Annotated in this window: 28 protein-coding genes; 16 read left to right on the forward strand and 12 right to left on the reverse strand. The window is 60.9% G+C overall.

Features of this window, described 5'->3' with window-relative positions; translation table 11 throughout:
- Positions 1-457: 457 nt before the first annotated feature.
- A complete protein-coding gene (locus DDE76_RS02960) occupies positions 458-1,411 on the reverse strand; it encodes a sugar-binding transcriptional regulator (RefSeq protein ID WP_104893547.1) in 954 nt (317 codons plus the stop codon).
- Positions 1,412-1,572: 161 nt separating this feature from the next.
- Here DDE76_RS02960 and DDE76_RS02965 point away from each other — a divergent pair, with 161 nt between their 5' ends.
- The gene (locus tag DDE76_RS02965; protein ID WP_104893548.1) at positions 1,573-2,238 is read left to right on the forward strand and encodes a class I SAM-dependent methyltransferase; all 666 of its coding nucleotides are present in this window, start codon (positions 1,573-1,575) and stop codon (positions 2,236-2,238) included.
- 7 nt (positions 2,239-2,245) lie between these two features.
- On the opposite strand, the gene sseA is transcribed toward DDE76_RS02965, so the two are convergent.
- Both sseA and DDE76_RS02975 read right to left on the reverse strand, forming a co-directional pair.
- Positions 2,246-3,079 carry a 3-mercaptopyruvate sulfurtransferase gene (sseA, locus tag DDE76_RS02970; protein WP_104893549.1) on the reverse strand — a complete coding sequence of 278 codons (834 nt, stop codon included), beginning with the start codon at positions 3,077-3,079 and terminating at the stop codon, positions 2,246-2,248.
- Between the two features lie 132 nt (positions 3,080-3,211).
- Complete coding sequence (locus DDE76_RS02975) at positions 3,212-4,231, reverse strand: substrate-binding domain-containing protein (RefSeq protein ID WP_104893550.1); 1,020 nt, start codon at positions 4,229-4,231, stop codon at positions 3,212-3,214.
- Positions 4,232-4,725: 494 nt separating this feature from the next.
- Here DDE76_RS02975 and DDE76_RS02980 point away from each other — a divergent pair, with 494 nt between their 5' ends.
- The 6 genes from DDE76_RS02980 to DDE76_RS03005 all read left to right on the forward strand — a co-directional run bounded on the left by DDE76_RS02980 (position 4,726) and on the right by DDE76_RS03005 (position 11,057).
- Positions 4,726-5,988 (forward strand): ABC transporter substrate-binding protein, encoded by a 1,263-nt coding sequence (locus DDE76_RS02980; protein WP_104894940.1) that lies wholly within the window; start codon positions 4,726-4,728, stop codon positions 5,986-5,988.
- 90 nt (positions 5,989-6,078) lie between these two features.
- The gene (locus DDE76_RS02985; protein ID WP_104893551.1) at positions 6,079-7,059 is read left to right on the forward strand and encodes a carbohydrate ABC transporter permease; all 981 of its coding nucleotides are present in this window, start codon (positions 6,079-6,081) and stop codon (positions 7,057-7,059) included.
- Positions 7,059-7,904: a carbohydrate ABC transporter permease gene (locus DDE76_RS02990; RefSeq protein WP_104893552.1), complete on the forward strand. Its 846-nt coding sequence runs from the start codon at positions 7,059-7,061 to the stop codon at positions 7,902-7,904. Before DDE76_RS02985 ends, DDE76_RS02990 begins: the two co-directional genes overlap by 1 nt.
- 12 nt (positions 7,905-7,916) lie before the next feature.
- The gene (locus DDE76_RS02995) at positions 7,917-8,921 is read left to right on the forward strand and encodes an ABC transporter ATP-binding protein (RefSeq protein ID WP_104893553.1); all 1,005 of its coding nucleotides are present in this window, start codon (positions 7,917-7,919) and stop codon (positions 8,919-8,921) included.
- Between the two features lie 172 nt (positions 8,922-9,093).
- On the forward strand, positions 9,094-9,882 hold the full coding sequence (locus DDE76_RS03000) for a ThuA domain-containing protein (RefSeq protein ID WP_104893554.1): 789 nt from the start codon (positions 9,094-9,096) through the stop codon (positions 9,880-9,882).
- A 131-nt stretch (positions 9,883-10,013) separates the two neighbouring features.
- Positions 10,014-11,057 carry a Gfo/Idh/MocA family protein gene (locus tag DDE76_RS03005; protein WP_104893555.1) on the forward strand — a complete coding sequence of 348 codons (1,044 nt, stop codon included), beginning with the start codon at positions 10,014-10,016 and terminating at the stop codon, positions 11,055-11,057.
- 56 nt (positions 11,058-11,113) lie between these two features.
- Here DDE76_RS03005 and DDE76_RS03010 read toward each other — a convergent pair whose 3' ends face one another.
- The gene (locus tag DDE76_RS03010; protein WP_104893556.1) at positions 11,114-11,737 is read right to left on the reverse strand and encodes a hypothetical protein; all 624 of its coding nucleotides are present in this window, start codon (positions 11,735-11,737) and stop codon (positions 11,114-11,116) included.
- 167 nt (positions 11,738-11,904) lie between these two features.
- Between DDE76_RS03010 and DDE76_RS03015 the strand changes: the two genes are divergently transcribed.
- The gene (locus DDE76_RS03015; RefSeq protein WP_104893557.1) at positions 11,905-12,156 is read left to right on the forward strand and encodes a GlsB/YeaQ/YmgE family stress response membrane protein; all 252 of its coding nucleotides are present in this window, start codon (positions 11,905-11,907) and stop codon (positions 12,154-12,156) included.
- A gap of 59 nt (positions 12,157-12,215) precedes the next feature.
- Here DDE76_RS03015 and DDE76_RS03020 read toward each other — a convergent pair whose 3' ends face one another.
- The gene (locus tag DDE76_RS03020; RefSeq protein ID WP_104893558.1) at positions 12,216-13,823 is read right to left on the reverse strand and encodes a bifunctional metallophosphatase/5'-nucleotidase; all 1,608 of its coding nucleotides are present in this window, start codon (positions 13,821-13,823) and stop codon (positions 12,216-12,218) included.
- Between the two features lie 267 nt (positions 13,824-14,090).
- On the opposite strand from DDE76_RS03020, the gene DDE76_RS03025 reads away from it, so the two are divergent.
- From DDE76_RS03025 to DDE76_RS03035, 3 genes are all read left to right on the forward strand, one after another.
- Positions 14,091-14,528: a GtrA family protein gene (locus DDE76_RS03025; protein WP_157955636.1), complete on the forward strand. Its 438-nt coding sequence runs from the start codon at positions 14,091-14,093 to the stop codon at positions 14,526-14,528.
- A complete protein-coding gene (locus tag DDE76_RS03030) occupies positions 14,525-15,160 on the forward strand; it encodes a class I SAM-dependent methyltransferase (RefSeq protein WP_198650821.1) in 636 nt (211 codons plus the stop codon). The genes DDE76_RS03025 and DDE76_RS03030 overlap by 4 nt, the downstream gene beginning before the upstream one ends.
- A 64-nt stretch (positions 15,161-15,224) precedes the next feature.
- Positions 15,225-15,875, forward strand: a complete 651-nt coding sequence (locus DDE76_RS03035) for a ThuA domain-containing protein (protein ID WP_104894942.1) — start codon at positions 15,225-15,227, stop codon at positions 15,873-15,875.
- A gap of 7 nt (positions 15,876-15,882) precedes the next feature.
- Here DDE76_RS03035 and DDE76_RS03040 read toward each other — a convergent pair whose 3' ends face one another.
- Positions 15,883-16,521 carry an NrsF family protein gene (locus tag DDE76_RS03040; RefSeq protein ID WP_104893560.1) on the reverse strand — a complete coding sequence of 213 codons (639 nt, stop codon included), beginning with the start codon at positions 16,519-16,521 and terminating at the stop codon, positions 15,883-15,885.
- Positions 16,518-17,042, reverse strand: a complete 525-nt coding sequence (locus tag DDE76_RS03045; protein ID WP_104894943.1) for a sigma-70 family RNA polymerase sigma factor — start codon at positions 17,040-17,042, stop codon at positions 16,518-16,520. The genes DDE76_RS03040 and DDE76_RS03045 overlap by 4 nt, the downstream gene beginning before the upstream one ends.
- 266 nt (positions 17,043-17,308) lie before the next feature.
- Between DDE76_RS03045 and DDE76_RS03050 the strand changes: the two genes are divergently transcribed.
- The 4 genes from DDE76_RS03050 to DDE76_RS03065 all read left to right on the forward strand — a co-directional run bounded on the left by DDE76_RS03050 (position 17,309) and on the right by DDE76_RS03065 (position 21,593).
- Positions 17,309-18,157, forward strand: a complete 849-nt coding sequence (locus tag DDE76_RS03050; protein ID WP_104893561.1) for a cytochrome b/b6 domain-containing protein — start codon at positions 17,309-17,311, stop codon at positions 18,155-18,157.
- Positions 18,154-18,945: a molybdopterin-dependent oxidoreductase gene (locus tag DDE76_RS03055; protein WP_104893562.1), complete on the forward strand. Its 792-nt coding sequence runs from the start codon at positions 18,154-18,156 to the stop codon at positions 18,943-18,945. Before DDE76_RS03050 ends, DDE76_RS03055 begins: the two co-directional genes overlap by 4 nt.
- Positions 18,946-19,230: 285 nt before the next feature.
- Positions 19,231-20,634: a DEAD/DEAH box helicase gene (locus DDE76_RS03060; protein ID WP_245891778.1), complete on the forward strand. Its 1,404-nt coding sequence runs from the start codon at positions 19,231-19,233 to the stop codon at positions 20,632-20,634.
- A gap of 65 nt (positions 20,635-20,699) precedes the next feature.
- Positions 20,700-21,593: a 2-dehydropantoate 2-reductase gene (locus DDE76_RS03065; RefSeq protein WP_104893563.1), complete on the forward strand. Its 894-nt coding sequence runs from the start codon at positions 20,700-20,702 to the stop codon at positions 21,591-21,593.
- Here the strand turns inward: DDE76_RS03065 and DDE76_RS03070 are convergent.
- Together DDE76_RS03070 and otsB are read right to left on the reverse strand one after the other, a co-directional pair.
- Positions 21,547-23,013, reverse strand: coding sequence for an alpha,alpha-trehalose-phosphate synthase (UDP-forming) (locus DDE76_RS03070; RefSeq protein WP_104893564.1), 1,467 nt, complete (start codon positions 23,011-23,013; stop codon positions 21,547-21,549). The genes DDE76_RS03065 and DDE76_RS03070 overlap by 47 nt on opposite strands.
- A gap of 64 nt (positions 23,014-23,077) precedes the next feature.
- A complete protein-coding gene (gene otsB / locus DDE76_RS03075; RefSeq protein ID WP_104894945.1) occupies positions 23,078-23,890 on the reverse strand; it encodes a trehalose-phosphatase in 813 nt (270 codons plus the stop codon).
- Between the two features lie 214 nt (positions 23,891-24,104).
- Between otsB and DDE76_RS20010 the strand changes: the two genes are divergently transcribed.
- Positions 24,105-24,227, forward strand: a complete 123-nt coding sequence (locus tag DDE76_RS20010) for a hypothetical protein (RefSeq protein WP_281261851.1) — start codon at positions 24,105-24,107, stop codon at positions 24,225-24,227.
- On the opposite strand, the gene DDE76_RS03080 is transcribed toward DDE76_RS20010, so the two are convergent.
- From DDE76_RS03080 to DDE76_RS03090, 3 genes are all read right to left on the reverse strand, one after another.
- Entirely contained in the window at positions 24,224-24,847 is a 624-nt protein-coding gene (locus DDE76_RS03080; RefSeq protein ID WP_104893565.1) for a nucleoside deaminase, read from the reverse strand. The genes DDE76_RS20010 and DDE76_RS03080 overlap by 4 nt on opposite strands.
- 6 nt (positions 24,848-24,853) lie before the next feature.
- Positions 24,854-25,618: an META domain-containing protein gene (locus tag DDE76_RS03085; protein ID WP_158672410.1), complete on the reverse strand. Its 765-nt coding sequence runs from the start codon at positions 25,616-25,618 to the stop codon at positions 24,854-24,856.
- A 73-nt stretch (positions 25,619-25,691) separates the two neighbouring features.
- Complete coding sequence (locus tag DDE76_RS03090) at positions 25,692-26,201, reverse strand: ureidoglycolate lyase (protein ID WP_104893567.1); 510 nt, start codon at positions 26,199-26,201, stop codon at positions 25,692-25,694.
- Between the last annotated feature and the right edge of the window lies 1 nt (position 26,202).

Below are 26,202 nucleotides of genomic sequence, written 5' to 3' on the forward strand. Positions count from 1 at the left end.
CTCCCTCGGCCTACTAGGGGCATTGATCCGTCCCGCAAGCCTCGCCCGCTGTCAGGCGCTGTGGGACTCTGCGCCGGGCTATCCTTGCACCAGACAAAGCCGATGCGAGCACGGCACGCATAAAATAATCCCCGCACCCAAAACCTCCCTCATACTCCCACCCATCACTCCCGCGCGGACGGACTGCAGCGAACTTTTGCGGGGGGAGCCGGTTGGGTGCTGGGTCGCTCCAGGGCCTGCCTGCTCGTTGGGTCACCTTGCGACGAGCGATCAATAGGGGCCACGACAGCAGGAGAAACCCGGCGTCCCGAGGCGGCGACGTCTCTATTACTTAGTTTTACCGAGACGCACGCGCCTCGGGACACGTCCAGTTTGAACCTGAAGCCGCAAGGGCCGGCCGGAGTTTCAGCGCGCCCTTTTTGCAAAGGAGTTCAATAGGCCATGAGCGATCATGCCGCTATGCCAGCAGCAATTCGGCCGTCTGTTCGTCGGTGATGATGCCATTGGCAAGGCGCCGCGTGAGCGCGGCGCGAATGGCGGCGGCCTTGGCCGGGCCCATGGCCAGGGCAATGACGCGGCCATTTTCGCGGCTGGGGATGGGGGCGGAGGCGACCCGGTCATTGGTCTGGCCTTCGATCAGCCGGCCCTCGGCATCGAAGACCCAGCCGCAGATTTCGCCCACGGCGCCGGCCTTTTGCAGCGCCTTATGTTCGGTCTCGGAAATGAAGCCGTCGAGCAGCAGCGGGGCATCCGGGCCCAGATGGCCGATACCGACAAAGGTGATGTTGGCGCGGGCCGCCAGATCGAGCGTCGAGGCGATCATGGGCTGGGTGTGGAGCATGGCGCGCTCCTTGGCCGAAGAGGCGATGACGGGCAGGGGCATGGGAAAGCTGCGCGCCTTGACCGTATCGGCCACGTTGAAGATGACGTTGTAGAACGCGGCCGAGCCGTCCGGGGCGATATTGCCGGTCAGCGACACTACGGTGTGGTGCGGACAATCCATGGGCTGGAGTTGTTCGATGGCGGCCTTGAGCGTGCGGCCGGTACCGATGGCGATGATCACCGGGTCCGGACTGCGCAGGCACCGCTCGAGCTCGGCGGCCCCGGCCTCGGCGATGCCGATAATGGTCGAGGAACTGCCCGGATCGGAGGGCACGACTTCGCAATGGTCGAGCGCATAGCGGGTGCGCAGCCGTTCGGCCAGGTCCAGGCAATGGCCGATGGGATGGTCGAGCCTCACCTTGATCAGCCCCTCGCTGACCGAGAGCGAAACCAGCCGCTGCGCCGACTGGCGCGAAATGCCCATCTTGGACGCGATCTCCTCCTGCGTGTTGCCGGCGACATAATACAGCCAGCCCGCCCGCGCGGCATCGTCGAGCCGGGTCGCAGAAGTGTCGTTACGCGCAGCCATTTGCCCTCATCCCTTGTCGCTCACGCGATTATTCCGATGCAGCGATCCACCGCAAGGGGCAATGGCGGAAAGCGGGCAGGCCGATTCGGCAGCTTTGAACAGGTCTTGACCAATCGACTTTATTGTAACAATAAAAGTTACAGATAGAATTGGAGGTGACGATGTCCGATTTCGCCAATGTTGCACAGCGCTATGCGGAGGGGCCGCCCAGGCAGGTGCCGGGGCTCGATGGCCTGCATCGGATGACTGATCTGCTGCTTGCCGAGCGCGTGCCCGAGGCGGGCCGGGTGCTGGTGCTGGGCGCAGGTGGGGGCATGGAATTGCGCAATCTGGCGGACCGCCATGCGGGCTGGCAGTTCGACGGGGTCGATCCGTCGGCGCAGATGCTTGAGACCGCCCGGGCGGCGGCTGAGCCTTTCGCTGATCGAGTGCAATTGCATGAGGGGACCATTGATGCGGCGCCGGACGGGCCGTTCGATGGCGCCACGTGTCTCCTCACCTTTCATTTCATTCCGCTGGACGAGCGGCTCGAAACCCTTGCGCAATTGCGTCGCCGGCTGCGGCCGGGTGCGCCGCTGGTCCTGGCGCATATGAGCTTTCCGCAGGATCCGCAGAGCCGCGACATCTGGATGCGGCGGCATGCCGCCTTTGCGGTGTCCAATGGCGTCGATCCGGCCCATGCGGAAAATGGCCGGCAGGCGATGCTGGAGCGGCTGCATCTGCTGTCGCCCCAAGATGAGGAACGGATGATGGCGGAGGCGGGATTTTCCGGTGTGAGCCTGTTTTATGCCGGGTTCGATTTCCGTGGCTGGGTCGCCTATGCCTGAAAGCGTGTCAGCTTTCCACCTCGGCATCGTCGCGGGCGCCCCATTCGGCCCACGAGCCGTCATAGACGGCAACCTGCTTTGCCCCGGCCTGTTCGAGCGCCAAAGCCAGGGTTACGGCGGTGATGCCGGAGCCGCAGGAGGTGATGATGGGCTGGTCCAGGCGCACACCGCGTTCAGCAAAGATCGCCTGCAGCGTTTCCGGGGATTTGAGGCGGCCGTTTTCCGTAACAAGGCTCACCGGCACATTGGTGCTGTCCGGAATGTGGCCGGCCTTGAGCCCCTTGCGCGGTTCGGGCACTTCGCCATGAAAGCGCGGCGCAGGGCGCGCATCGACCACCTGTGCGGCGTGGCTGCGCAGATTGGCCGAGACGGCCTCGAAATCGACCGCCGCATCGGGGTCGAAATTGGCCTCGAAGCGCCGCTTCTCCCGGTGCTGCAGGCCGGTTTCGGTACCGCGCTTTTCGGCGCGCCATTTCGGTCCGCCCCCTTCGAGCATCACCACATTTTCCGCGCCAAAGCTGCGGAACGTCCACCAGGCGCGTGGGGCGCTGAACAGGCCGACCTCATCATAAACGACGATGGTCATGTCCTGGCTGATGCCCAATGCGCCGACGGCCCGCGCGAATTCCGCCGGGCTGGGCAGCATGTGGGGCAGGTCGCTCGACGTATCGGCAATGCCATCAATGTCGAAGAACACCGCGCCGGGAATGTGGCCGGCCAGGTATTCAGCCTGGGCGTTTCGCGACGCATTGGGCAGGTGCCAGCTCGCATCGACAACGACCACGTCAGGATCTTTCAGGTGCTGGGCCAGCCAGTCGGTGGTGACGAAAGGGGACGTCATGGGGAACTCCGTGCCGCGTGGTGCTGCTAGTGGTAACGCCGCGTGGTGATGCGCTTCAAGCGTCAATCGGGCGATGGGGCAGTGCAGTGGGTCAATGCGGCAGAATCAAGAGGACGCGCCGGCGCCTTGCCGTCAGCTCTTAGGCGCAGGTCCCGAGCTTTCGCGCAACACCAGTTCCACCGGCCAGAGTTCATGGACTTCGGCCAGCGGCTTGCCGGCCAGGATCTGCATAATCAGTTCGGCAATGCGAGTGCCGGCCTGGCGGATCGAGGAGCGCGTCGTCGACATGGTTGGGTACATGTTGTCAGCGTTGAGATAGGGGAACACGTCGTCATGCGCGATCATGGAGACGTCGGACCCCAATTGCAGGCCCGCCTGGCGAATAGCGCGAAAGACGCCCAGGGCGGTCATCATGGAGCCGGCCAGGAAGGCGGTGGGGCGCGGGCGCTGTTCGAGCATGGCCTGGGCCATGCGGAAGGCGATTTCGTCGGTAAAGGCCGAGTTGCCCACAAGAGCCGGATCGACCGGCAGGCCACGCGCGGTCAATGCGGCGCGGTAACCGATTTCCCGGTGCTGGGCAAAAGTGCGGCCCTTGACGCCATTGAGCAGGGCAATCCGGCGGTGCCCCAGATCGAGCAGGTGGCTGGTGGCACGTTCGAGCGCGCTGGTGTTATCGATGTCAAGCCAGGCCACGGGATGGCCGATATTGGTGCGGCCATGCAGCACAAAGGGGATTTTGAGGTCCATCAGCAATTCAGCCCGCTCATCGCTGATGGTGGGAGAATGCAGGATAACCGCATCCACCTTCTGGCTGGCGGCCAGGCGGCGATAGGCGGCCAGTTCCTCTTGATGGCTGGCAACGGTGGAGACCAGCATATCGATCTCCTGGCTGGCCATATAGCTGCCGACGCCGGAGAGAAATTCGGACATGTGCGGGCCCAGCTCGTCGGCGCCGCGCAGCACAAGGCCAACGGCGCCGGCCCGTCCGGTGGCCAGGCGCAAGGCGCTGGCATTGGGGCGATAGCCGAGCAGATTGGCAGCCTCGGCCACACGACGGCGGGTGGCCTCGTTGACTTCAGGATAGCCGTTGAGCGCACGGCTGACCGTGGTTTGCGACAGGCCGAGGTGCTCGGCGAGGTCTTTCAGTCTCATTGCGGCGTTACGGCCCATAGGGTTTTGAGCTCCGGTCGCTTGTCCGCATTGGTGCGAAAAATCCGGTCGCTACAGCCATTAGGGCAGGCGTGTCCCTTTGAACAGGGAACTTTGCCATTCTCCTCCCAAAGCCATTCAAAGCGATTTCAAATTTTGAAGCAAGCCCCGGAAACCGTTTCAGCAAAATGAGGTGCGTACATCAAGGTTTCAAAGCGTGATTTTTGCCGCTGGAAAGAGTTGTCTCTGTTAAGCTTATGAATTTAAATGGTATTTTTTGTCACCCATGGAAAAGTTCCAAAAATCGACCTGGGCGACGCTTGACAGTTTTTCGAGCCTCTGTTTCCTTAACTTCCAAAGCGCTTTCAAACTGAACGGCTAAAACGGTTCGGCGAGGTGCTTTTGAGGGGGAGGAGATTTGGCCCGGCGCTTTGACGCAGGGTCAGTTCAATGCGCCTCTCCCGTAAGTTGTTTTTTCGGGAGGATTTCCAATGAAGATGAATCTGATGCTCGCCGGCCTGCTGACGAGCGTGACCCTGGTGGGTGGTGCGGCCCAGGCCGCCGAGCTGTCCATCGTGTCGGGTGACACCGGCAATGGCCTGGCGTTCCTGCGCAGCCAGCTCGACCGTTTCGAAGCCGAAACCGGCCACACGGTTACTGTGGTGCCAATGCCGTCTTCCACCACTGACCAGTTCGGCCAGTATCGGCTTTGGCTTGCCGCCGGCAACACCGACATCGACGTCTACCAGACCGACGTGATCTGGGCGCCCCAGCTCGCCGACCAGTTCCTCGATCTGACCGAGGCTGCCGCCGACATTGTGGACGATCACTTCCCCTCGATCATCGAGTCGCAGACCGCCGACGGCAAGCTCGTCGCCCTGCCTGCCTTTACTGACGCTCCGGCGCTTTACTACCGTACTGACCTGCTGGAAAAGCACGGCAAGTCGGTCCCGGCCACCTGGACCGAGCTGGAAGCGACTGCCAAGGAAATCATGGATGCCGAACGTGCAGAGGGCAATTCGGAAATCTGGGGTTTCGTGTTCCAGGGCAATGCCTATGAAGGCCTGACCTGTGATGCGCTGGAATGGGTGATGTCCAATGGCGGCGGCCAGATTGTTGAGGCCGACGGCACTATTTCGATCAACAACGAGCAGGCTGCTGCTGCGATTGATCGTGCGGCCGGCTGGGTCGGCACCATCGCGCCGGAAGGCGTGCTGGCCTACATGGAAGAAGAAAGCCGTGGCGTCTGGCAGCTCGGCAATGCCGTGTTCATGCGCAACTGGCCCTATGCATACGCATTGAGCAACGGCGATGACTCGGCAGTGAAGGGCAAGTTTGACGTCGCTCCGCTGCCTGCCGGCGACGGCGAAGGTGCCCGATCGGCTGCGACGCTGGGTGGTTGGAACGTTGCGGTCTCCAAGTACTCGCCCGATCCGGAAGCTGCCATCGAGCTGGCCAAGTTCCTGGCTTCGGAGGAAGTCCAGAAGGAGCGCGCCATTCAGCAGTCCAACCTGCCCACCATTCCGTCGCTCTACGAAGACGCCGACGTGCTGGCCGCATCGCCCTTCATGGCCAATTGGAAGGCCATCTTCGAACAGGCTGTGCCACGCCCGTCCGCTCCGACCAAGACCAACTACAACGAGGTCTCCTCGCTGTTCTGGAGCGCAGTGCATGACACGCTTTCGGGCAATGGCTCGGCTGCGGAAAACCTCGAGATCCTCGAGGCTGATCTGCAGGACCTGAAGGGCGACGCCTGGTAAGTCCTCCCGGCGGCCTTAGCGGGGCGGGCGGTCGGGGTTCACCCGCCGCCCGCCCGGCACTTTCGAAGATAATGTGGGAGGAGAACGAGTATGGCGACCGACGCCATGGCCCCGGTAGGGACGGCGGCCACACCCAAGATCAGGTCGGAGCTTTTGCAGCAACGTGCGCGCGCGGCGCGCTGGTTCCTGGTGCCGATGCTGATCGCCTTGGCGATTGTGGCCGGATGGCCGCTGATGCGCTCGATCTGGTTCTCCTTTACCGATGCGACGCTGAACGATCTGTACGGTGCCGAGTGGATCGGCATCGGCAATTATCTGCGCTGGCAAGTGCTTGAAAGCGGTACGGTGCGCTATCGCGGCGTGCTGGCGGATCCGGACTGGTGGAATGCGGTTTGGAATACCGTGCGCTTTGCCTTTTGGTCCGTGCTCTGGGAAACCGTGCTGGGCATGATTGTGGCGCTGGTGCTCAACGCCGAGTTCCGCGGACGAGGCATCGTTCGCGCTGCCATTCTTATTCCCTGGGCCATTCCGACCATTGTTTCTGCCCGTATGTGGGGCTGGATGCTGAATGACCAGTTCGGCATCATCAACGATCTGGGCATGAAGCTGGGTTTGCTCTCTGCTCCTGTGGCCTGGACGGCCTCGGCGGATACCGCAATGACCGCGGTGCTGATTGTCGATATCTGGAAGACCACCCCGTTCATGGCGCTCCTGATCCTGGCCGGTCTGCAGATGATCCCCAAAGACATCTATGAAGCTGCCGAGATCGACGGGGTGCATCCGGTCAAGCAGTTTTTCAGGATCACGCTGCCGCTGGTGCGACCGGCGCTGATGGTGGCGATCATCTTCCGCGTGCTTGACGCGCTGCGCATCTTCGACCTGATTTATGTGCTGACACCCAACTCGCGCTCGACCAAGACCATGTCGGTGCTGGCGCAGGAGAACCTGTTCCAGTTCAACAATTTCGCTGAAGGGTCGACTCAGTCGACGCTGTTGTTCCTGCTGATCGCGATCTTCACCATCCTGTATATCTGGATCGGCAAGGTGAACTTCGAGGGGGGAGACCGCTAATGGGCGCGACCTTCGATTATTGGAAGCTGACCAAGACCGTGCTGTTCTATGCGCTGGTGTTGGTCATCGTGGTGGTCTCGGTTTTCCCGTTCTACTACGCGATCCTGACCAGCCTCAAATCGGGTACCGACCTGTTCCGCGTGACCTATTGGCCGACCTCGATCAGCTTCGAAAATTTCCGGCAGGTGTTCTCCCAAGGTGCGTTCCCACGCAACCTGCTCAATTCGGTCTTTGTCGCTTCGGTCACTGTGATCCTTGCCCTGTTCCTGGCTGTGACAGCGTCTTTCGCCTTGAGCCGGGTGCGGTTCCGGGGACGCAGCTTGCTGCTGATGACGATCCTGGCCGTTTCCATGTTCCCGCAGATTGCGGTGCTGGCTGGCCTGTTTGAGGTGATCCGGTTCCTGGGCATCTACAATACCCCGTGGGCGCTGATCTTTGCCTATACGATCTTTACGCTGCCATTCACCGTCTGGGTGCTGACCACCTTTATGCGTGACCTGCCGGTTGAGATTGAAGAGGCGGCCATTGTCGATGGGGCTACGCCATGGGTCATCATCACGCAGGTGTTCATGCCATTGATGTGGCCGGCATTGGTCACCACTGGCCTGTTGGCGTTCATAGCGGCCTGGAATGAGTTCCTGTTCGCGCTGACCTTCACGGTCTCAAACGACACCCGCACGGTACCGGTGGCCATCGCGCTGCTTTCGGGCGGCTCACAGTATGAAATTCCGTGGGGTATCATCATGGCTGCATCGGTCGTCGTGACCGTGCCACTGGTGGCCCTGGTGCTGGTGTTCCAGCGCAAGATCGTTTCCGGCCTCACAGCCGGCGGCGTCAAAGGATAAGGAGAAGCCAAAATGGCATCAATCGAACTTCGCAATATCCGTAAGTCCTTTGGCGCTGTGAACGTCATCAAGGGCGTTGACCTGGAAGTGCGCAAAGGCGAGTTCATGGTTTTTGTCGGCCCATCGGGTTGCGGCAAATCCACCTTGTTGCGCTTGATTTCCGGGCTTGAGGACATCACTTCGGGCGAAATGCTGTTCGACGGCAAGGTGGTTAATGCCCTGACGCCTTCCAAGCGCGGCATCGCCATGGTGTTTCAGTCCTATGCGCTCTATCCGCACATGACGGTCTACGAAAACATGGCGTTCGGGCTCAAGCTGGAGAAGGGTCATAGCAAGGAAGCCATCCGGGAGCGTGTGGAGAAAGCGGCGGATATGCTTCAGATCCGGCAGTATCTCGACCGCTTGCCCAAGCAGCTTTCGGGCGGTCAGCGGCAACGCGTCGCCATCGGTCGGGCCATTACCCGGGACCCGAAAGTTTTTCTGTTCGACGAGCCATTGTCAAACCTTGACGCAGCCCTGCGTGTGCAGACCCGCATCGAGATTGCCAAGCTGCATGAGGGCATGCACGATGTCACCATGATCTATGTGACCCATGATCAGGTGGAGGCGATGACGCTGGCCGACCGCATCTGTGTGTTGCGTGATGGTCTGGTCGAGCAGGTGGGAACGCCCATGGAGCTCTACGAGAAGCCCGACAGCATCTTTGTCGCCGGCTTTATCGGTTCGCCCAAGATGAATTTCCTGACCGGTGAGAAAGCCGAAGCCTTCAAGTGCACAACCTTGGGCGTGCGTGGCGAGCATATGCTGGTCAAGCCAGATGGCATCTGGGAAGGCGAAGTGATCCATACCGAAAATCTCGGCGCGGATACCTACGTCTATCTTGAAATGGGCCAGGAGGAGCCGATCGTGGTTCGCCTGGAAGGCGCCATGCAGCATCCGAGCGGCTCGAAGCTGCGCGTTTCCCCGATGGAAGATCGCGTACATCGCTTCGATGAAGCAGGAAAGCCGATTCGATAGGGACAAATTTCAATGCGTGACGGCCCCGTTGCCGTCACCATTTCCAAAAACCGTGTCCCTCCTGGCGGGAACCTCAGTTGAGAAAACAGGGGTTCCCGATTTTGCGGGAATGACGCAGAACCAAGAAACACCCGGCGCCTCCCTGCCGGGCTATTGATATTAGGAGACTGTCATGCCGATCCGTACCCTGGTGTGGGGCGAAAACGTTCACGAACAGAAGAACAAGGTTGTCGCCGAAAACTACCCAAATGGCATGCATAACCAGATTGCTGCGCTGCTGCGGCAGGATGCCAATCTTGAGGTCAAGACCACCACACTACAAGAACCCGAGCATGGCTGCACCGAAGAGGCGTTGGCCAATACCGATGTGTTGTTGTGGTGGGGCCATGCGGCCCATGACAAGGTCGATGACGCCGTGGTCAAGCGCGTCATGGAGCATGTCTGGCAGGGCATGGGGTTGATCGTGCTGCATTCGGGGCACCACTCCAAGGTGTTCAAGGGCCTGATGGGGGCGCCCGCGAATTTGCACTGGCGCGAAGCGGGCGAACGCGAACGCCTGTGGGTGGTCAATCCCGGTCACCCCATTGCCAAGGGACTGCCTGCCTATTTCGAGCTGGAATATGAAGAGATGTATGGTGAGCCCTTCACCGTGCCGGAGCCGCTTGAGACAGTATTCGTTTCCTGGTTCCAGGGTGGCGAAGTGTTCCGCTCGGGCCTGACCTATCGGCGTGGTGCGGGCAATATCTTCTATTTCCGCCCCGGTCATGAAACCTACCCGACCTATCACGACGCCAATGTGGGCCAGGTGCTGCGCAATGCTGTCAACTGGGCCTATCAGGGCGATCGTCACGCGCACCTGATGAAGGCGCCGAACACGCCGGTTGCCGAAGCGATCGAGAAGATCGAGGAACGCGGCGCAAAGCTGAGCGCCGCCGACCATGCGGGTGAAGTGAAGAGCTGACCGACCTGCGGCGCTATTCCGGCCAAGCCAGGATGCGTCGTTTTAGACCTACAGGCACTCCCGCACTGGGCGGGGGTGACCTGCACAGACAACAGACGAGCGGCCGTCGGCGACGGCCAAGGATTTGACATATGCGTATCCTCATCCTGGGTACCGGCGGCATGGCCAATACGCATGCCAAGAATTTTGCGAGCATCGAAGGGGTCACCCTGGCCGGCGGGGTTGATGTCGACCCCTCGCGGGTAGAGGCCTTCTGTGCTGCACACAATATCGAGCGCGGCTTTGGTTCGCTCGACGCGGCCCTGGGCTGGGGGCAGTTCGATGCCGTGGCCAATGTGACGCCCGACAGTGTGCACTATCCTACGACCATGGCTGCCCTGGCGGCGGGCAAGCACGTGTTCTGTGAAAAGCCCTTGGCGACAGATCACGCGAGGGCCATGGAAATGACCGAGACGGCCGAACGGCTGGGTCTGGTCAACATGGTCAACCTGACCTATCGCAATGTTGCCCAGCTTCAGAAGGCCCGTGAAATCGTAAAGTCGGGTCAGGTTGGCACGGTCAAGCATTTCGAGGCCAGCTATTTGCAGAGCTGGTTGGTGTCTCGCGCCTGGGGTGACTGGCGGACGGAGAGCCAGTGGCTCTGGCGCCTGTCCAAGAAGCACGGCTCAAATGGCGTACTCGGCGATATCGGGGTGCACATTCTCGACTTTGCCGCCTATGGCGCGGGAAGCGACTTTTCCAAAGTGTTCTGCCGCCTGGAAACCTTCGACAAGGCACCAGGCAACAAGATTGGCGAATATGACCTGGATGCCAATGACAGCTTCGCCATGACGGCGCAGCTCGAAAATGGTGCGCTCGGTGTGGTCCATGCCTCGCGTTGGGCGACGGGCCATTTCAACGAACTTCGCCTGAGGGTTTATGGCGAACTCGGCTCGATCGAGGTGCAGCATCGCCACGACTGGTCCAAGCTCTATACTTGCCTGGGGCAGGACGCTGAGACCGGGACGTGGACGGAGGTCGAGGTCGATCCGGTGCCCACCAATTACCAGCGCTTCATTGATGCGTGCCGACAGGGTCAGAACCTGGAGCCCAGCTTCCGGCATGCCACCAATATCCAGAAGGTGCTCGATATGGCCACGGTGACAGAGCGGGAACGGGCTGAGCATACCGTCTAGGCGCAAGAGACAGGGGCCCCGGCAATCTGCCGGGGCCCCGTCTTCATTTCGATGGGTTAAGCGCGATCGTCAACATAGACGATTACGGCGCCATCGGCCTTGGTCTTGAGGCTGACGACATCCTCGACAGCATAGCCTTCCGTTTCCAGTTCAGCGGTGATTGCCGCGTTGTCGGAGATGCGGGCATGCAGGCCGGCCTGCGCGTCGGCACTGGCGGTCAGCGCCTCATCGAGAGCGGCACTCTCGGTCTCCGCATTGCCCTGCAGCGATGAGAGCAGCACGATAGAGATATCCGTCTCTTCGGTCACGGCAGACAGATCCAGATTGGCCGAGGTCTGGATGGAAGCCATCACAGAACCATAGGTATCGTCGGCCATCCCGCCGGCTGCTTCGACGTTTGCGTCAGAGCTCACGCCAGCGTTTGCATCGAGGCTGTCTTCAGCGTCGACTTCGGCACCAGCGTCCGCGCCAGCATCGACACTGACGCCGTCTTCGGACGTGTCCACGCCAGCATCCACGCCGGCATCAACACCAGCATCGGTCTGGGCGGTCAGCACATCGCTGTCGAGCGAAATGCCCGCACCGGCGTCAAGGTCAAGAGACGAGTTGGCGGCCATGGCCGGAATGGCGCTGGTGGCCAGAAGGGCGGTAACTGCAGATGCAATAATGGTCTTTTTCATAATTGGCTCCTGTTCGTGGGTTGTGCCCCCCACTTGGACAGCCTCACAACGAGCCTCTCCGCTTTGAGTTGCGACCTCCTCGATCACAAACCGCGATCAAATTTGTCCTCGGCGTTGCAACCAGTTGAGGCGATACCAATTTCTATGGTCAGCAAAAGGAGCGTCGCATGGGTATTGTCTGGGCCATCATCATCGGTTTTCTCGCCGGTCTCATCGCCAAGTGGATCACGCCGGGGAACAACAAGCCCTCCGGGTTCATTCTCACCACCGTGCTGGGCATCGTCGGCTCGGTCCTTGCGACTTGGCTTGGCCAGCAGATCGGCTGGTACAATCAGGGCGATGGCGCGGGTTTCATCGCCTCCATAGTGGGGGCCGTAATCATCCTGCTCGCCTGGGGGCAATTGGCGCGGCGCGCCTGATGAAGACGGCACAAAAAAGGGCGCCCGGAGGCGCCCTTTCACTGTCTGGTCGTTCGAACCTACTCGATTACAGTGATGCGGCCATCGGTATAGGGGGTGTATTCACCACCAAGTTCGGCGATGTAGTCGGCCACGACCTGCTCCAGCGGAGGACCGAAGTCGTAGGCATTGTCGCCTTCCGCGAAGGTACCGTAGCCGTCACCGCCGCCGCGCATATAGTTGTTGGTGACCACGATGTAGGTGGCGTCTTCGTCGATCGGCACCCACTGGTCTCCTTCGCCGGGAACCATCACATCGGAGATGCGCTCACCGGCCGGGTTGGCGAGGGTGTAGCTGTATTTCAGACCAGCAACCTGCGGGAAGCGGCCAGCGCCATTCTCGATATCGGAGACGCCGTTTTCCAGTGCCTCGATAACGTCGGCCCCGGAAATTTCCACCGTTGCCAGCGTGTTCGAGAAGGGCAGGACGGTCAGGACTTCGCCCATAGTGATTTCGCCGGCATCAATGGACGCGCGCAGGCCACCACCGTTCTGAATGGCAATGACATTGCCCTGATCGGCGACGCGGCCGAGGATGGCATCTGCTACCAAGTTCCCCATGGAGCATTCGACGACGCGACAGACTTCGCGTGAGCCTTCAATCGCATCGGTTGCGGTGCCGATCACCTCTTCCATAAGAGCGTTAATCGGCTCCTGGAGTTCGGCAAGACGGGCAACATAGCCTTCGTCCGGCGTGACCGATGCGTCCATGATGATCGGGGCGCCTTCGGCAGAAATCACATTGCCGTCGTCATCCCAGGTAACCGTCAGGTCGCCGAGATATTTTGCATAAGCGCCGGCGGTGACGACAGGCACTTCGTTGCCAGCCGGCCCGTTGACCATTGTGGGGTAGGGGCCGGCAGCGTTCTCGTCCGTGTTGGATAGCAGAGTATGAGAGTGACCGCCGACGACAATGTCGACATTGGGCACGTTGGCAGCGACCTGCAGGTCCTGCGCGTAGCCAATGTGGGTGAGCGCGATGATCTTGTTCACGCCGGCCGAGGTCAGGGCTTCTGCCTGCGTGGTCAGGCTGGTGATGGTGTCTTCAAACTCGACATTGTCGCCGGGGGAAGAGGTTTCATCGGTGTCTTCAGCCAGAGCAGACACGAAACCGATCTGCTCACCGCCGATCTCAAGAACCACTGTACCGGGCACGCGGCCTGCTAACAGGGGTTCGTTTTCGACATTAGTGTTGCCCGAAATGATCGGGAAATTCACAGCGTCGAGCAGCTTGGCCAGTTCCTCTGGCCCATCGTCGAATTCGTGGTTGCCCACGGCCATCACTTCGATGCCCAGGTCGTTGGCGAACTCGGCAATGATCTCGCTGCGATATTGGGTGTAGAAAAGAGAGCCTTGGAACTGGTCGCCTGCATCGACGAGCACGACATTCTCGCCTTCGAGTTCGGCGCGCTTGGCGTCAATGGCTGTCTTCAGGCGCGCAATGCCGCCAAAACACTCGCCAGCGGCATCATCTTCGGCGCTGCAGTTGGAGTCCGTACCAGTGATCGGACCAAAGCGGGAGTGGAAGTCGTTAATGTGCAGAATGTTCAGCGTGAACTCTGCATATGCGGCTGTCGAGAAGCCGGCGCAGAGTGTGAGCGCCGTTGCGCCCAGAAGCAGTTTCTTCATCCCTGATGTCCCTTGTACCTGTTGCAGTCGTCAGTGCATCTGCCAATCAGCCCGACGCCTGAAGGGCTGCCAGCAGTGTCATAAAACAACTAATCAGCTAATTGTGACAGTGGAAAGTGGACCTTTTGGTCAAATTTCCGGTCACAGTTTTCCGGGTGGGGTTCGCGGCGGGCAGCGTAAACGCGGTTGCAAGGGTTTACGCATATTGCTGGGCAAGCAAGCTGCCTACCGAAAGTGCCACCAATGAATGTCGCCCTGGAAAGTCTGATGCACGCGCATCCCGAGCAGGGGGCAACGCGCCCGGTCGGTGGTGGGGTCATGATGTTCTTCGTGATCGGCGCCTGCGCTGCCGCCAGCTTTGTTGTGGTCAGCACGGCTTTGATCTGGGTGCTGCCCATGGTCGAAAGCTGGCTTGTCAGCACGTTTTGCTATGCAGCATTCATCGTCCCGGTCTACCTGCTGCACCGGCGTTTCAGCTTCGGCTCCCAAGCGCCGCATGGGCAGGCGCTCCCGCGATATGTGGCGGTGCAGATGATGGCTCTGGCGCTGGCCACCATGTTCAGTTTCCTGCTCCATGGGACGTTCGCCCTGCCCAGCCTGATGGCGGCAGTCCTGGTGATCGCGCTGACCTCAGGGCTCAACTACGTTGTGCTGCGGGCCTGGGCCTTCAACCGAGACCGGCGGCTTGAAGCCAAGCCGGCATGAGCATGCAGTCCTGGAGCAAGCGCCTGCTCAACACTGTCCACGGTGCTTTGATCTTCAGGCGGCGCGTCGAGTCGCTGGCGGATAGTTTGGCTATTGCCATTCCGAGCGATGCCATCCGGGTGTTGGACCTCGGGTGCGGTGACGGGCAGGTAGCCAAGGCCATTATGCGACGGCGCCCTGAACTTGTGATCGAAGGCGTCGATGTGCTGGTGCGACCGCTGACGCATATCCCTGTCACCGTTTATGACGGGGGCAGGTTGCCATTTGCGGACCGGCAGTTCGATTGCGTCACTATCGTCGATGTCCTGCACCACACTGACGCCCCCGGCCTCGTCCTTGCAGAGGCGGCGCGGGTGGCTTCCGGCAGCGTGGTGATCAAAGACCATGTGCGCGAGGGCATGTTAGCTGGACTTACGTTGCAATTGATGGATTGGGCCGGCAATCGTGGGCACGATGTGCGCCTCAACTACAATTATTTCGATGCCAATCAGTGGACCGAGCTTTTTGCGACGGCGGCGCTCAAAGAGACGTACAGGCAGGCAAAACTGGGACTCTATGGCCCGCCGGTGAGCTGGGCGTTCGAGCGGCGTCTGCACTTCGTGAACAGGCTTGACCACATCAATCGCGCCTGATGGGCTTTCAATACCAGCCCAGTCGGGTATTCTCCGCGCCGTTTGATTTGCAGGGGAAATGCTCATGCGCAGTGCTTTGATTGTCTATGGTGGCTGGGAAGGTCACGACCCGGAGGAATGCGCCACCATCTATCGCCGCTGGCTGCATGAGGACGGCTATTCGGTGCGGACCGCGACCGAGACCAGTGCCTTCGCCGATCCTTCGATCGCCGATCTGTCGCTGATCATTCCGATCTACACGATGAGCAAAATCGAGAAGGAGGAGGCCGAGAACCTTGCCAATGCCGTGCGCGGTGGCGTCGGCCTCGCCGGCCATCACGGGGGGATGTCCGATGCCTTTCGCGACTCCGTGGTCTACCAGTTCATGGTCGGTGGCCAGTGGGTGGCCCATCCGGGCGACATCATCGATTACACTGTCGACGTGACCAAGCCCGACGATCCGATCATGGCGGGGATCAAGCCAAGCTTTCCCTATACCTCCGAGCAGTACTACATGCATGTCGATCCGATGATTGAGGTACTCGCGACCACAACGTTCAGCGGCGAGCACGCGCCATGGATCGAAGGCGCCGTGGTTCCTGTGGTGTGGAAGCATCGATATGGCCAGGGGCGCGTTTTTCACTCGACCCTGGGGCACTCGGCCAAGGAATTCGAAAACCCCAACTTCGCCACCATCATGCGCCGTGGCATCAACTGGGCAGCGCGGGACGAATAGTCCGGCGCTACCAGCGCAACAGGTATCGCCCGATGATCGCGCCCAGGAGTGCAGTCAGGGCGATGCCCAGGGAATACCAGGTCGCCATGAACATCATGCTGGTTTCCCCGCAGTAGAAGGCATAGGCCGCGGCGCCGAAGCCTCCGGCCAGCAGCCCTGCAGCCAGACCCGCCATTGTTGGCGAAGCGGGCGCAAAACGGCGCATCATGCCGAGCAAAACCGCCAGTAGCGGGGCCGCCGTCACGATGATCAGCCAGGGGCAGACAAGGGCGGTTCCGCCCATCAACACCGACATGGCCCAATCTGAACGCATCCAGCCCAAGGTGCCGACAATAAGGGCCAGCACGGCCAGCGCACCGGCAAGCAGCAGCGGCCAGATGCGATATTGGTCGGGACGGGACAGGGCCGGCACAGCGATTAGTCCAAGGGTGCCCAGTCCAATGGTATAGGCCAGCTTTCCCCAGAACATGGAGTTGCCCCAGGCTCCGCCAAACGGGCGGCCGACCAAAACGTCGAGCACTAGCGGGCCAATCAGAATGGTGCCGACAAGGCCAATGGAAAGCGCCAGCCAAAGACGCTTTTCCAACGCCCTTTCTGGTGTTGGCTCAAGTTCTGCGGAAAGGCGATCGATCAGTTCATTGGTCATTTGCTGCCTCCCGCAAACCTGTTCATCAGGGATTTGAGGCCGCGATGGATCGACACCTTAGCAGCGGTTTCACTGATGCCGTGGCGAGCGGCCGCCTCGGCGATGCTGGCGCCCTCGATGCGGGTCTGGCGGATGAGATCGGCAGTTCGTTCGGGCACCTCGGTCAGCACGGCGTCGACATCGCGTCGGTCGGCAGCGTGGGCGCTGTCATCGAACGCAAAAATGGGTGCGTCGTCATCGAGATGGACAGTGGGGCGGATAGCGTGGCGACGGACATGGTCGACGAATTTGTGATGTGCAACAGCATGCAGCCAGGCGGTGAAGGGCCGGCTGCGGTCGTAAGTCGAACGTTTGGTGTGCAAGGCAAGTAGCGTTTCCTGCACAAGATCCTCCGCGTGCGAAGCATGGGACGGGCTCAGGCGTTTCGCGAACCAGGGTCGCAAATAGCGCGTGAGCTCGGCCAGCAGCCGGCGATAGGCGGCTGCGTCGCCGTCGAGTGCGGCGAGCATCAACTCGCGCATCCGTTTCTCGGTCGCATCCGCCTGCATTGGTTCTCCATTCGCGCCGCTTGTACAGGAGGTTACACAGCGGGAACAAAAAAGCGAGCGCCGAACACGGCTGCGTGAACAGGTAACCCGATCTGAGGCTGAAGCGAATATGGTGAAGTCGGCAGTGCTGGCCTACCAGACTGTGCTCGAGACAATAACATCGACGTGATGGCGACGCTTCGCCCGATGCGGTAGCGTTACTGAAGGCAGGAATGCATCATATCCGCCGAGGGGGAAACATGACTGAAGACAAGGGCCTGCCGCCCGCCAAAGGTCCGCTGGTCTATCGCCAGTCCATCTGGACGCGGCTGACCCATTGGGTCTGGGCGATATGCCTGTTCTTTCTGCTGCTGTCCGGTCTGCAGATCTTCAACGCCCATCCGACTCTTTATATCGGCGAGCAATCGGGCTTTGAATTCGACAATGCCGTGCTCAGCATCGGCGCCGTCAACACGCCGAGCGGGCCGCGCGGGCAGACCACCGTATTCGGGCAGACCTTCGACACGACAGGCGTTCTGGGCATGAGCGGACCGGCGGCCAATCCAAGCTTTGTCGGATTTCCTGGCGCGGTGACGATTCCGTCCTTCCGCGATTTGGCGACAGGTCGGGTCGTACATTTCTTCTTCGGCTGGATTTTTGTCGCTGCGTTGTTCATCTGGTTCCTGGCCAGTTTCGTCAATGGCCATTTGCGGCGGGACATCCTGCCCAAAGGCCGCGACATCATCGGATTGCCGCGGGATGCGATCGATCATGTGCGGCTGCGCCTGCACCACGGCCGCAGCTACTCGCCGCTGCAAAAGCTGAGCTATTTCGCGGTCTTCTTTGTGCTGTTTCCGCTGATCATCCTGACGGGTCTGACGATGAGTCCGGGCATGGATGCCGCCTGGCCTTGGCTGCTGGATATTTTCGGGGGGCGGCAGACGGCGCGCACCATCCATTTCGTTGTGATGGTGCTGCTGGTCCTGTTCTTTGTCGTTCACATCATCATGGTGCTGCTGGCAGGACCGCTTAACGAGCTCCGCTCCATGATTACCGGCTGGTATCGCACCAGCCCCGGCACACCGCGTGAACAGGGAGACAAGCCATGAGCCGCCTGATCGTCAATCGCCGCAAGTTTCTGGTCGGCTCGGCGGCGCTGGGGTCGTCTCTGGCCCTTTCGGGATGCAACCAGTTCGACTTTCTCGGCCAGCGCGGCAATCCGGTGCGTCAGGCCCTGGAACAAGCCAATGTGCTGACCTATCAGGCGCAGCGTGCCTTGATCGGCGACCAAGTGCTGGCGCGCGAATACGCCGCGAGCGAGATCCGCCAGGGCCAGCGCCCCAACGGTTCAACTGATCCCACGACCGCGGAATACGTCTCCCTGCGGGAGGCCAATTTCGAGCCTTACCGTCTGACCATCAAAGGCATGGTGGATCGGGAGATCAGCTTTTCGCTGGCCGAGTTGCGCAACATGCCTTCACGCACGCAAATCACCCGGCACGATTGTGTTGAAGGCTGGAGCTGCATTGCCAAGTGGACTGGCACACCCTTGGGGCCGGTGCTTGACCAGGCCGGAGTGAAGCAAGGCGCGCGCTATTGCGTCTATCACTGCTACGACAATATCCAGAGGAGCATTTCTGGCGACATTCTCTATTACACCAGCTCGGATTTGGTGGACGCCTATCACCCCCAGACGATCCTGTCCTACGGGCTCAATGACGAGGTCCTGCCGGTGAGCAATGGCGCACCGGTTCGTCTCAGGATCGAGCGGGCATTGGGCTACAAGCAGCCGAAATATCTGCACACGATCGAGCTGGTCGATGACCTGTCCTCAATCGGCCGCGGCAAGGGCGGCTATTGGGAAGACAATGGCTATGACTGGTATGGCGGGATTTGAGGCCAGCAGCGGCGCAGCACACCACCCATGCGCCCATCGCGCTTGCCTTTTTCCACCAATTCCCCCATATGAACGCGACGTCACGGCGAAATGGCCGTTGATGGACTTCCCTTCTTACTCATGCGGTGAGCGGCGAAGTCGACCCGGATACCCCAGAATGTGCGGTCCGGGTTTGAGCCAGCACCCGCGCGATAATCCCATCGCCCGATTGCAAAGTTGATAGAAGCGCCACCCGCATTGCGGTTTGGCGCATGCGCAGTTTTGCGCAAGTTGAAAGACAAGAGTTTGAACGATTTTACCTCGCTCGGCCTGCCGACACTGATCACTGACAGCCTGACTGCCGGCGGCTTTACCGAGCCCACCAAGATTCAGGCCCAGGCCATCCCCAAGCTGCTTGAGGGCCGGGACATGATGGGCATTGCCCAGACTGGTTCTGGCAAGACTGCGGCATTTGGCCTGCCGATCCTGGCCGGCCTTCTCGAGCTGACCGGTCGCCCCCGGCCGATGACGACGCGCGCGCTGATCTTGGCGCCGACGCGTGAACTGGCCGTGCAGATCGACGAGAATATCCGCAAGTTTGCCGGCTCGAAGATGAAGCTCGATACGGTTCTCGTGCTGGGTGGCGTGTCGCGCTACCATCAGGTGCAGAAGATTGCCAAGGGTGTCGACGTGGTCGTGGCCACACCAGGCCGTCTCAAAGATCTGCTGGACGACAACAAGATCCGCCTCAATGAAACGCGCTGGCTGGTGCTGGACGAGGCCGACCGCATGCTCGATATGGGCTTCATTGCCCCTGTGCGGGCCATTGCCAAGGCAATTGGGCTGCGCCGCCAGACCATGCTGTTCTCTGCCACCATGGCGGCAGAAGTCGAAGATCTGGCAAAATCGTTGCTGAAAGAGCCAATCAAGGTCGAGGCCGCGCCGCAGGGATCTACCGTAGTCAAAATCGACCAGCGGGTGATCATGTCCGGCTCCAAGGCCAAGCGCGGCGTGCTCAACGATCTGCTCGGCGACGAGGCCGAGGGCATGGAGCGGGTTATTGTCTTTGCCCGCACCAAGCATGGCGCCGACCGGGTGGCCAAGAACCTCGCCATCGATGGACATGACGCCGCTGCCATTCACGGCAACAAGAGCCAGAATGCCCGCCAGGCAGCGCTCAAGGGCTTTGCCAGCGGCGGGGTGCGCATTCTGGTGGCGACCGATATCGCGGCGCGCGGCATCGACGTCAAGGACATCACCCATGTGGTCAATTATGACCTGCCGGATGATCCCGAAAACTATGTGCACCGCATTGGCCGCACGGGCCGTAACGGCGCCTCGGGCATTGCCATTACGCTGTGTGATGGTACGGAAAAGTCCAAGCTACGCGATGTCGAACGGCTGATCCGCCGGACACTTCCGGTGTCGGGCGATCTGAACCTGGTCGAAGAAGCCGCCGCGCCACGCCAACAGCGGAGCAATGCGGGCGCACCGGGCGGAGCACGCACGGCCCGCAACCCGAAGTCTAAAAGCCCACGCAAGTTCAATACGCCGCGCCCGGGTGGCGAGCGCAGCAAGACGGGCGAAGGCATGCCACAGTCTGCCCGGCCAGCGGGCAATAAGCCGACTAGTGCCAAACCTGGCAAGCCGCGCTGGAACAAGGGTCAGCGCGATGCAGGCCGTGCCCGGCGCGCTTCAGCCAACGCCTGAATCACATTTTTGGGTTGGATAGATGGGCGGCCTTCGGGCCGCCCATTGCATTTTGAGGGATTGCCATGACTTCCATCGCCATTGTCGGGCCGGGTGCCATCGGGGGAACCCTTGCCGCCTGGCTGGCCCAGAACGCCGATTTTGATGTGTCGGTCTGCGTGCGCACGCCGATCACCGATCTGTTGGTGGAAACGCCGGCAGGTGTAATCACGGCCACGCCGAAAGTTCTGACGGCCCCCTCACAGGCCCGGCCGGTCGACTGGGTGCTGATCACGACCAAAGCCTATAGTGCAGACGCGACCGCGCCATGGCTTGAGGCCTTGTGCGGGCCGAAAACGCGGGTGGCGATCATCCAGAACGGGGTGGAGCATGTGAGCCTGTTTGCGCACTTGGTGTCGGCAGACAAGTTGGTGCCTGTGATGATTAACTTGCCGGCTTCGCGCAGCGCACCTGGTCGTATCGTCCAGAGCCGGCATGGCATCATCGCGGTGCCTGCAGGGCACAATGGCGAAGCGTTGGCGGAGTTATTCGTCGATACGGAGATCGAGGCTGCGGCGCATGGGGATTTTGTGTCCCAGCTCTGGGTCAAGCTAACCGGTAATTGTGCGGCTATTGTTCCGGCGCTGACTTTGCGGGCCACCGGGCCGGTCTGGTCCAATGACATGGAAGCGATCATTCGCGCTCTCGTTGAAGAATGCGCCGCCGTTGGACGGGCAGAGGGCGCAGAAGTGCCCCAATCGGTGGTTGAGGCTGCTGTCGAAAACATGCGCACCATGAAGGAGGGCGCGATAGCCGGGTCGATTCATGCCGACCGGATGGCGGGCAATCCCATGGAAATCGAAGCTCGCAACGGGGTCATCGTGCGGCTGGGCGAGAAACATGGCATTGCCACCCCGGCCAACCGCATGCTGGTTACGCTGCTGGGGGCGTCTGGGACCCCATGGCGTTCGGAGGCGTAGCCAATTCGCTGGCGGAGCCGAGATAAAGCACATCTCGGGTTGCGCTGGGCTTGTCCGGTCCACCCTGGGTCAGGTGGTTGAGGAAGCTCACAGCCCAATCATCGACATTGTGCTTCTGCGCTGACTTCATCAGAGCCGCCCAACGCTGCTTGCGCTCATCGAGTGGCATGTCCAGGGCCATGCGCAGGGCCTCGGAGGTTTCATCCGTATCAAACGGATTGACCAACAGACCCTCGGAGAAGATCTCGGCGGCACCGGCAAAGCGCGACAGGACCAGCACGCCGGGGTCTTCCGGGTTCTGGGACCCGACAAATTCATGCGCTACCAGGTTCATGCCGTCGCGTAGCGGCGTGACCAGGGCCACACGGGCCATGCGGTAAAGCCCGGCCAGGCTTGGCTGGCCATAAGCGCGCTTGACATAGGTCAGGGGCTGCCAGTCGGGTTCGGCGAAATGCCCCATGACCCGGCCGCACATGGCGTCCAACGTATCGCTGGTTTCTTGGTATTCCTTGATGCTGTCACGCGATGGCGGGGCCACCTGCAACATGTGCACAGAACGGCGCAGCCGGGCATTGTTGGCGAGCAGCTTTTCATAGGCCTCGACGCGTTGCGGCAGGCCCTTGGAGTAGTCCAACCGGTCGACCCCAAGGATCAACCGCTGATCGCCCAGAACCCGCTTCATGCGATTCACCATCTTGGTGGCGGCGGGGCTGACGGAGAGTTTGGCGAAGGCATCCGGGTCCGAACCGATGGGGAAGGCCTCTACCTCGGTGCGGCTGAAGTCGATCGCCTGCACCTTGTGGCCGCCAAAGGTGGAGGGCGCCTGGTGCTCGGCAAACTCAGTGAAGGCTGCGACGTCGCGCTTGGCCTGCATGCCGACCAGATCATAGCGCGACAGGTCGCGCATCAGTTCTTCATGGTGCGGGATGGCATAAAGCGCGTCGGTCGTGGGGAACGGAATATGCAGATAGAAGCCGATGCGGTTGCGCGCACCGAGCTGGCGCAACTCGGACGCAAGCGGGATCAGGTGATAATCATGTACCCAGACCACGTCGTCGGGCTTGAGCAGCGGCAACAGCGCCCTGGCAAATTGCTGGTTCACCCGGCGGTAGCCCTCGTACCAGTGGCTTTCAATCGTTGCCAGGTCGAGGCGCAGGTGGAAGCTTGGCCAGAGAATGGAATTAGAGAACCCTGCGTAATAGGCGTGATGATCCTCACGGCTGAGGTCGATCTGGGCGACCTCAAGGCCATCGATGTCTTCGATGCGGGCTTCGCGGGCGGGCTGATCCGTCAGCTTGCCAGACCAGCCGAACCAGAAGCCCTCCCTTTCGCTCAGTACCTTGCGCAGCGCGACGGCAAGCCCACCGGCGGCGGGACCCTTGCCGGGCGTGCGGTTCGATACAATGACGATGCGGCTCATGTGGCTGGTGCCCCCGTGTCTGGTTGAACATAAATGTGTGCCGGCAGGTCCGGCGGTCGTCAGTTCAGTGTGCAGTCGTCTCCGCCAGGATCGGCGTTTCGTCTGCGAGATTGCTGGTTGCCTGTGGCCCAGTAACGATCTGGGTCAGGCCTTCAAGCAGCGCATATACGGACGCAACGTCGGCGATGCGCATGCGCGCAATCGTCTTGCCCGGTCCGAGCTTGATACCGACGCCACCGAGCTCCTGTGCGGCGCGAAAGCCATCCTCATCGGTTGTGTCGTCGCCGATGAAGATCGGTGTGCGGCCGGCAAATGGCTCTTCCTGCATAAAGGCCTTGAGGGCGCTGCCCTTGTCGAAACCCGCAGGTCTCGCCTCGATGACCATCTTGCCTGGAACGAGCGTGAATTCGGGATGCTTGCCAATGGCGGCCTGCATGGCGAGAAGGCAGTCTTCTTCCAGCTCCGGTGCCTGACGATAATGCAGCGCAACGGCACCGTCCTTGGGCTCCAGGATCAGTTCGGAGTGTTCTTCGAGCAATGGCGCCATGGCGCTGGCAATGGATTGAGCGGCCCCTGTAATTTCGGCATCGAGTTCGAGCATCGTGCCATCCGCTTTGCGCCGTTGGGCGCCATGCGCGCCGGCGACCGGCAAATGCAGCGGAGCAAGGAAGCGATCAATATCGGCAATTTCGCGGCCGGTAATGACGGCGAATGCATGATTGAAGTCGCGGGCAGTCCGGTCCAACTGATCCGCCAGATGGGCGGGCACGTCGACGGCGTCAGGTGTTTCGGCGATTTCAACCAGCGTGCCGTCGAAATCGGTGAAGATGGCGAGCAACGGTGCCGCGCCGCCAGACTGTGCAATCAGTTCGGACATGGCTACCCCTTTGGTTGCGTTGATGGTCACAGGTTGCAACGCACGGGGGCGCAAAAAGTTCGGGCCTCATGGCTGGTATGCGCCCGGCGGGATTTATGAATGACACATTAATGGTGCATTGGTCCTGCGTTCAAAGCGACCTGCGTAGAAGGAACCGAGAGCGGAAAGGGGTGAGCCCGGACCGCCGCGAATAAGAATGAGGGTCCTTCACATCATGTCGCAGCTTTTGCTTACCGCGCTGTTTGCCCTGTCGATCAGCTTCCTGACCTTTGCCGCCTCATTCGCCGAGGCCCCGCGAAGCGAGTTCATGCCGGCAGCAGCCGTCAGCCTCGACTAAGCCAGCGGAATGCCTTTGCTGCCCTTGTCCTTCTGATAGTTTTCGGACAATTCGGCATAGAGGGCGTTGAGATCGTCGATGCGCGCCATGAGCGTTTCGCGATTGCTGCGGGCGAGCCCGGCGATCATGTCCTGCAGGCCATGGCTGGTCCAGAAATCGTTGCTGCGGTTGTAGAGGTCGCGCCCCGGCGACACTGTGCCGGTTTCAGGCTCGGGCACCGCATAGACGGATTTGAGAATCTGTATGTCATAGGGAATGGCGAAGCTGTCGCGGCTGTCCTGATGGCTGAACAGATAGTAGAAATTGTCAAAGCCTGACCAGGTTATGCCGGAAAGGCACAGTGAGCAGGGCTCGTGGGTCGCCAGAAACAAGCAGTCCTTGGTGGCCGGCCGCTGGTCCGCTGGCAGTTCGAAGAAGCGCTTGATGGCATGCATTTCACCATGCCAGAGCGGATTTTCGATCTCGTTATTGGTTTCGGCTACAACCACTGATAGATCGGACTTCTTCAGGATTGCTGCACCGAACAGCTTGTTGCCACGCGCAACACCCTTGGCGGTGACGGGGGCAATATCCTTCTCGATCACGTCGAGCAGGCGTGAAATCAGTTCCGCAGTCTCCAAACCAGTCTACTCCGTGGTGCGCACAAGCCCGATGAGCGGCACACCGGCCGCATCGAGCAGCCGCAGTCCCTGACCGTCGAGTTCATAGGATGCCACGGCGGACAGCGCCGTGAAATAGGCGGTCTCTTCATTCATCAAATCAGGTGCGCAGGCCATGCGGGTGGCGGCGGCTGGGCCAAAGGACAACGCCTGAGCTTCGATGCTGGCTTCGGTGAAGTAATTGTTGCACCCGCCGAACCCACCCGCGCGATGGTCGGGCGCAATCGAGAGGGTCGGTGCCCGCGGCGCGGAGACCGGCCGGCCGCCGATGCTGGTGACCGTCCAGAGCGTGTCGAAGAGTTCTGACGGGGTGGCGGGAATAGGCGGTTCCGGGCTGGGTGGCTGGGTTGGCGTGCGATAGACCAAGATTGGCGTCGGCGCGCTATCTCCGATGGAAACGGGCACGGGACTGGGCGTGCGAAAGAGCACCTGTCCGGCGCTGGAAATCTCGGCGAGCAATCCATAGGCGCCATTGGTCTTTTCAACCTGCGAATGCACATTGAGCGCGAAGCCGATCGGCACCTGGCCCTTGGCTGGAATGCCAGCCGAAGCACCCACGACCGGGGCCATCGTTGTCAGATCCACCAGCGTGACACGGAGCCAGGCGTCTGCCGGCAGTGCCATACGCTCGCGATAGGTCACGGTGCCATTGAGCGTGGTCGCGGCCATGGCCGGCGGCGACAGGACCATCAGTATCAGCGCCATGGCCTGGATGAGCCTTGAAAGGTGCATGTCTGCCTCCATCCCTTTGCTGCACAAACTACAGCATGCGCCTGACGGTTGCGAGACAAGGACGCTTTCAGGGTTACTCGGGGCGGTCTGCCACTATGGTCCAGGGATGCTTGAAGTGGTGTTCTTCCAGGTTATCGCCGTCGCCGCCGCGATCAACAACGAGGAATTCGCTGGTCTTCTCGAGAGGCGTAAGCACGCCATGCCAGACATTGATAGCGATATTGACGCCTTGCCCGGCGGCGGGACGAAAGGCACGAAGGCGCGTCGGCTCGCCGCGATTGTCTTGGGCCACGATCACCAGCCAGGGGTGGGCAGAAAGCGGGACAAACGCCTGGCTGCCGAGGGGATGCCGTTCCATCATCAGCAAATCGAGCGGCAATGCGTATGGGCGTCCGCGGAAAATCGAGATCAGGGGCCGGGCCCCCTGGCCTTCCAGTTCAATCCGGGCCAGGTCGTGAAAACGCTCTGTCATGCCCAGATTGATCGGATAGTGATCGGCGTTCTCGGTCTGGATGACCTGGCCGAAAGGCGCAAAGGCTTCTGCGGTCAGCGGCTCGGTGAAGATCGTATTGTCGGCTGGCATG

Source organism: Devosia indica (genome assembly GCF_003056405.1).
GTDB classification, from domain to species: domain Bacteria; phylum Pseudomonadota; class Alphaproteobacteria; order Rhizobiales; family Devosiaceae; genus Devosia; species Devosia indica.

Coding starts and splice junctions, on each gene's coding strand:
- DDE76_RS02990 (WP_104893552.1), top strand. CDS start 7,059: ATGGGCGCGACCTTCGATTATTGGAAGCTGACCAAGACCGTGCTGTTC.
- sseA (WP_104893549.1), bottom strand. CDS start 3,079: ATGACGTCCCCTTTCGTCACCACCGACTGGCTGGCCCAGCACCTGAAA.
- DDE76_RS03065 (WP_104893563.1), top strand. CDS start 20,700: ATGACTTCCATCGCCATTGTCGGGCCGGGTGCCATCGGGGGAACCCTT.
- DDE76_RS02975 (WP_104893550.1), bottom strand. CDS start 4,231: ATGAGACTGAAAGACCTCGCCGAGCACCTCGGCCTGTCGCAAACCACG.
- DDE76_RS03090 (WP_104893567.1), bottom strand. CDS start 26,201: ATGCCAGCCGACAATACGATCTTCACCGAGCCGCTGACCGCAGAAGCC.
- DDE76_RS02985 (WP_104893551.1), top strand. CDS start 6,079: ATGGCGACCGACGCCATGGCCCCGGTAGGGACGGCGGCCACACCCAAG.
- DDE76_RS03055 (WP_104893562.1), top strand. CDS start 18,154: ATGAGCCGCCTGATCGTCAATCGCCGCAAGTTTCTGGTCGGCTCGGCG.
- DDE76_RS03070 (WP_104893564.1), bottom strand. CDS start 23,013: ATGAGCCGCATCGTCATTGTATCGAACCGCACGCCCGGCAAGGGTCCC.
- DDE76_RS20010 (WP_281261851.1), top strand. CDS start 24,105: ATGTCGCAGCTTTTGCTTACCGCGCTGTTTGCCCTGTCGATCAGCTTC.
- DDE76_RS03020 (WP_104893558.1), bottom strand. CDS start 13,823: ATGAAGAAACTGCTTCTGGGCGCAACGGCGCTCACACTCTGCGCCGGC.
- DDE76_RS03000 (WP_104893554.1), top strand. CDS start 9,094: ATGCCGATCCGTACCCTGGTGTGGGGCGAAAACGTTCACGAACAGAAG.
- DDE76_RS03010 (WP_104893556.1), bottom strand. CDS start 11,737: ATGAAAAAGACCATTATTGCATCTGCAGTTACCGCCCTTCTGGCCACC.
- DDE76_RS03035 (WP_104894942.1), top strand. CDS start 15,225: ATGCGCAGTGCTTTGATTGTCTATGGTGGCTGGGAAGGTCACGACCCG.
- otsB (WP_104894945.1), bottom strand. CDS start 23,890: ATGTCCGAACTGATTGCACAGTCTGGCGGCGCGGCACCGTTGCTCGCC.
- DDE76_RS03045 (WP_104894943.1), bottom strand. CDS start 17,042: ATGCGCGAGTTGATGCTCGCCGCACTCGACGGCGACGCAGCCGCCTAT.
- DDE76_RS03050 (WP_104893561.1), top strand. CDS start 17,309: ATGACTGAAGACAAGGGCCTGCCGCCCGCCAAAGGTCCGCTGGTCTAT.
- DDE76_RS03025 (WP_157955636.1), top strand. CDS start 14,091: ATGCACGCGCATCCCGAGCAGGGGGCAACGCGCCCGGTCGGTGGTGGG.
- DDE76_RS02995 (WP_104893553.1), top strand. CDS start 7,917: ATGGCATCAATCGAACTTCGCAATATCCGTAAGTCCTTTGGCGCTGTG.
- DDE76_RS03005 (WP_104893555.1), top strand. CDS start 10,014: ATGCGTATCCTCATCCTGGGTACCGGCGGCATGGCCAATACGCATGCC.
- DDE76_RS03040 (WP_104893560.1), bottom strand. CDS start 16,521: ATGACCAATGAACTGATCGATCGCCTTTCCGCAGAACTTGAGCCAACA.
- DDE76_RS03015 (WP_104893557.1), top strand. CDS start 11,905: ATGGGTATTGTCTGGGCCATCATCATCGGTTTTCTCGCCGGTCTCATC.
- DDE76_RS02960 (WP_104893547.1), bottom strand. CDS start 1,411: ATGGCTGCGCGTAACGACACTTCTGCGACCCGGCTCGACGATGCCGCG.
- DDE76_RS02980 (WP_104894940.1), top strand. CDS start 4,726: ATGAATCTGATGCTCGCCGGCCTGCTGACGAGCGTGACCCTGGTGGGT.
- DDE76_RS03030 (WP_198650821.1), top strand. CDS start 14,525: ATGAGCATGCAGTCCTGGAGCAAGCGCCTGCTCAACACTGTCCACGGT.
- DDE76_RS03085 (WP_158672410.1), bottom strand. CDS start 25,618: ATGCACCTTTCAAGGCTCATCCAGGCCATGGCGCTGATACTGATGGTC.
- DDE76_RS02965 (WP_104893548.1), top strand. CDS start 1,573: ATGTCCGATTTCGCCAATGTTGCACAGCGCTATGCGGAGGGGCCGCCC.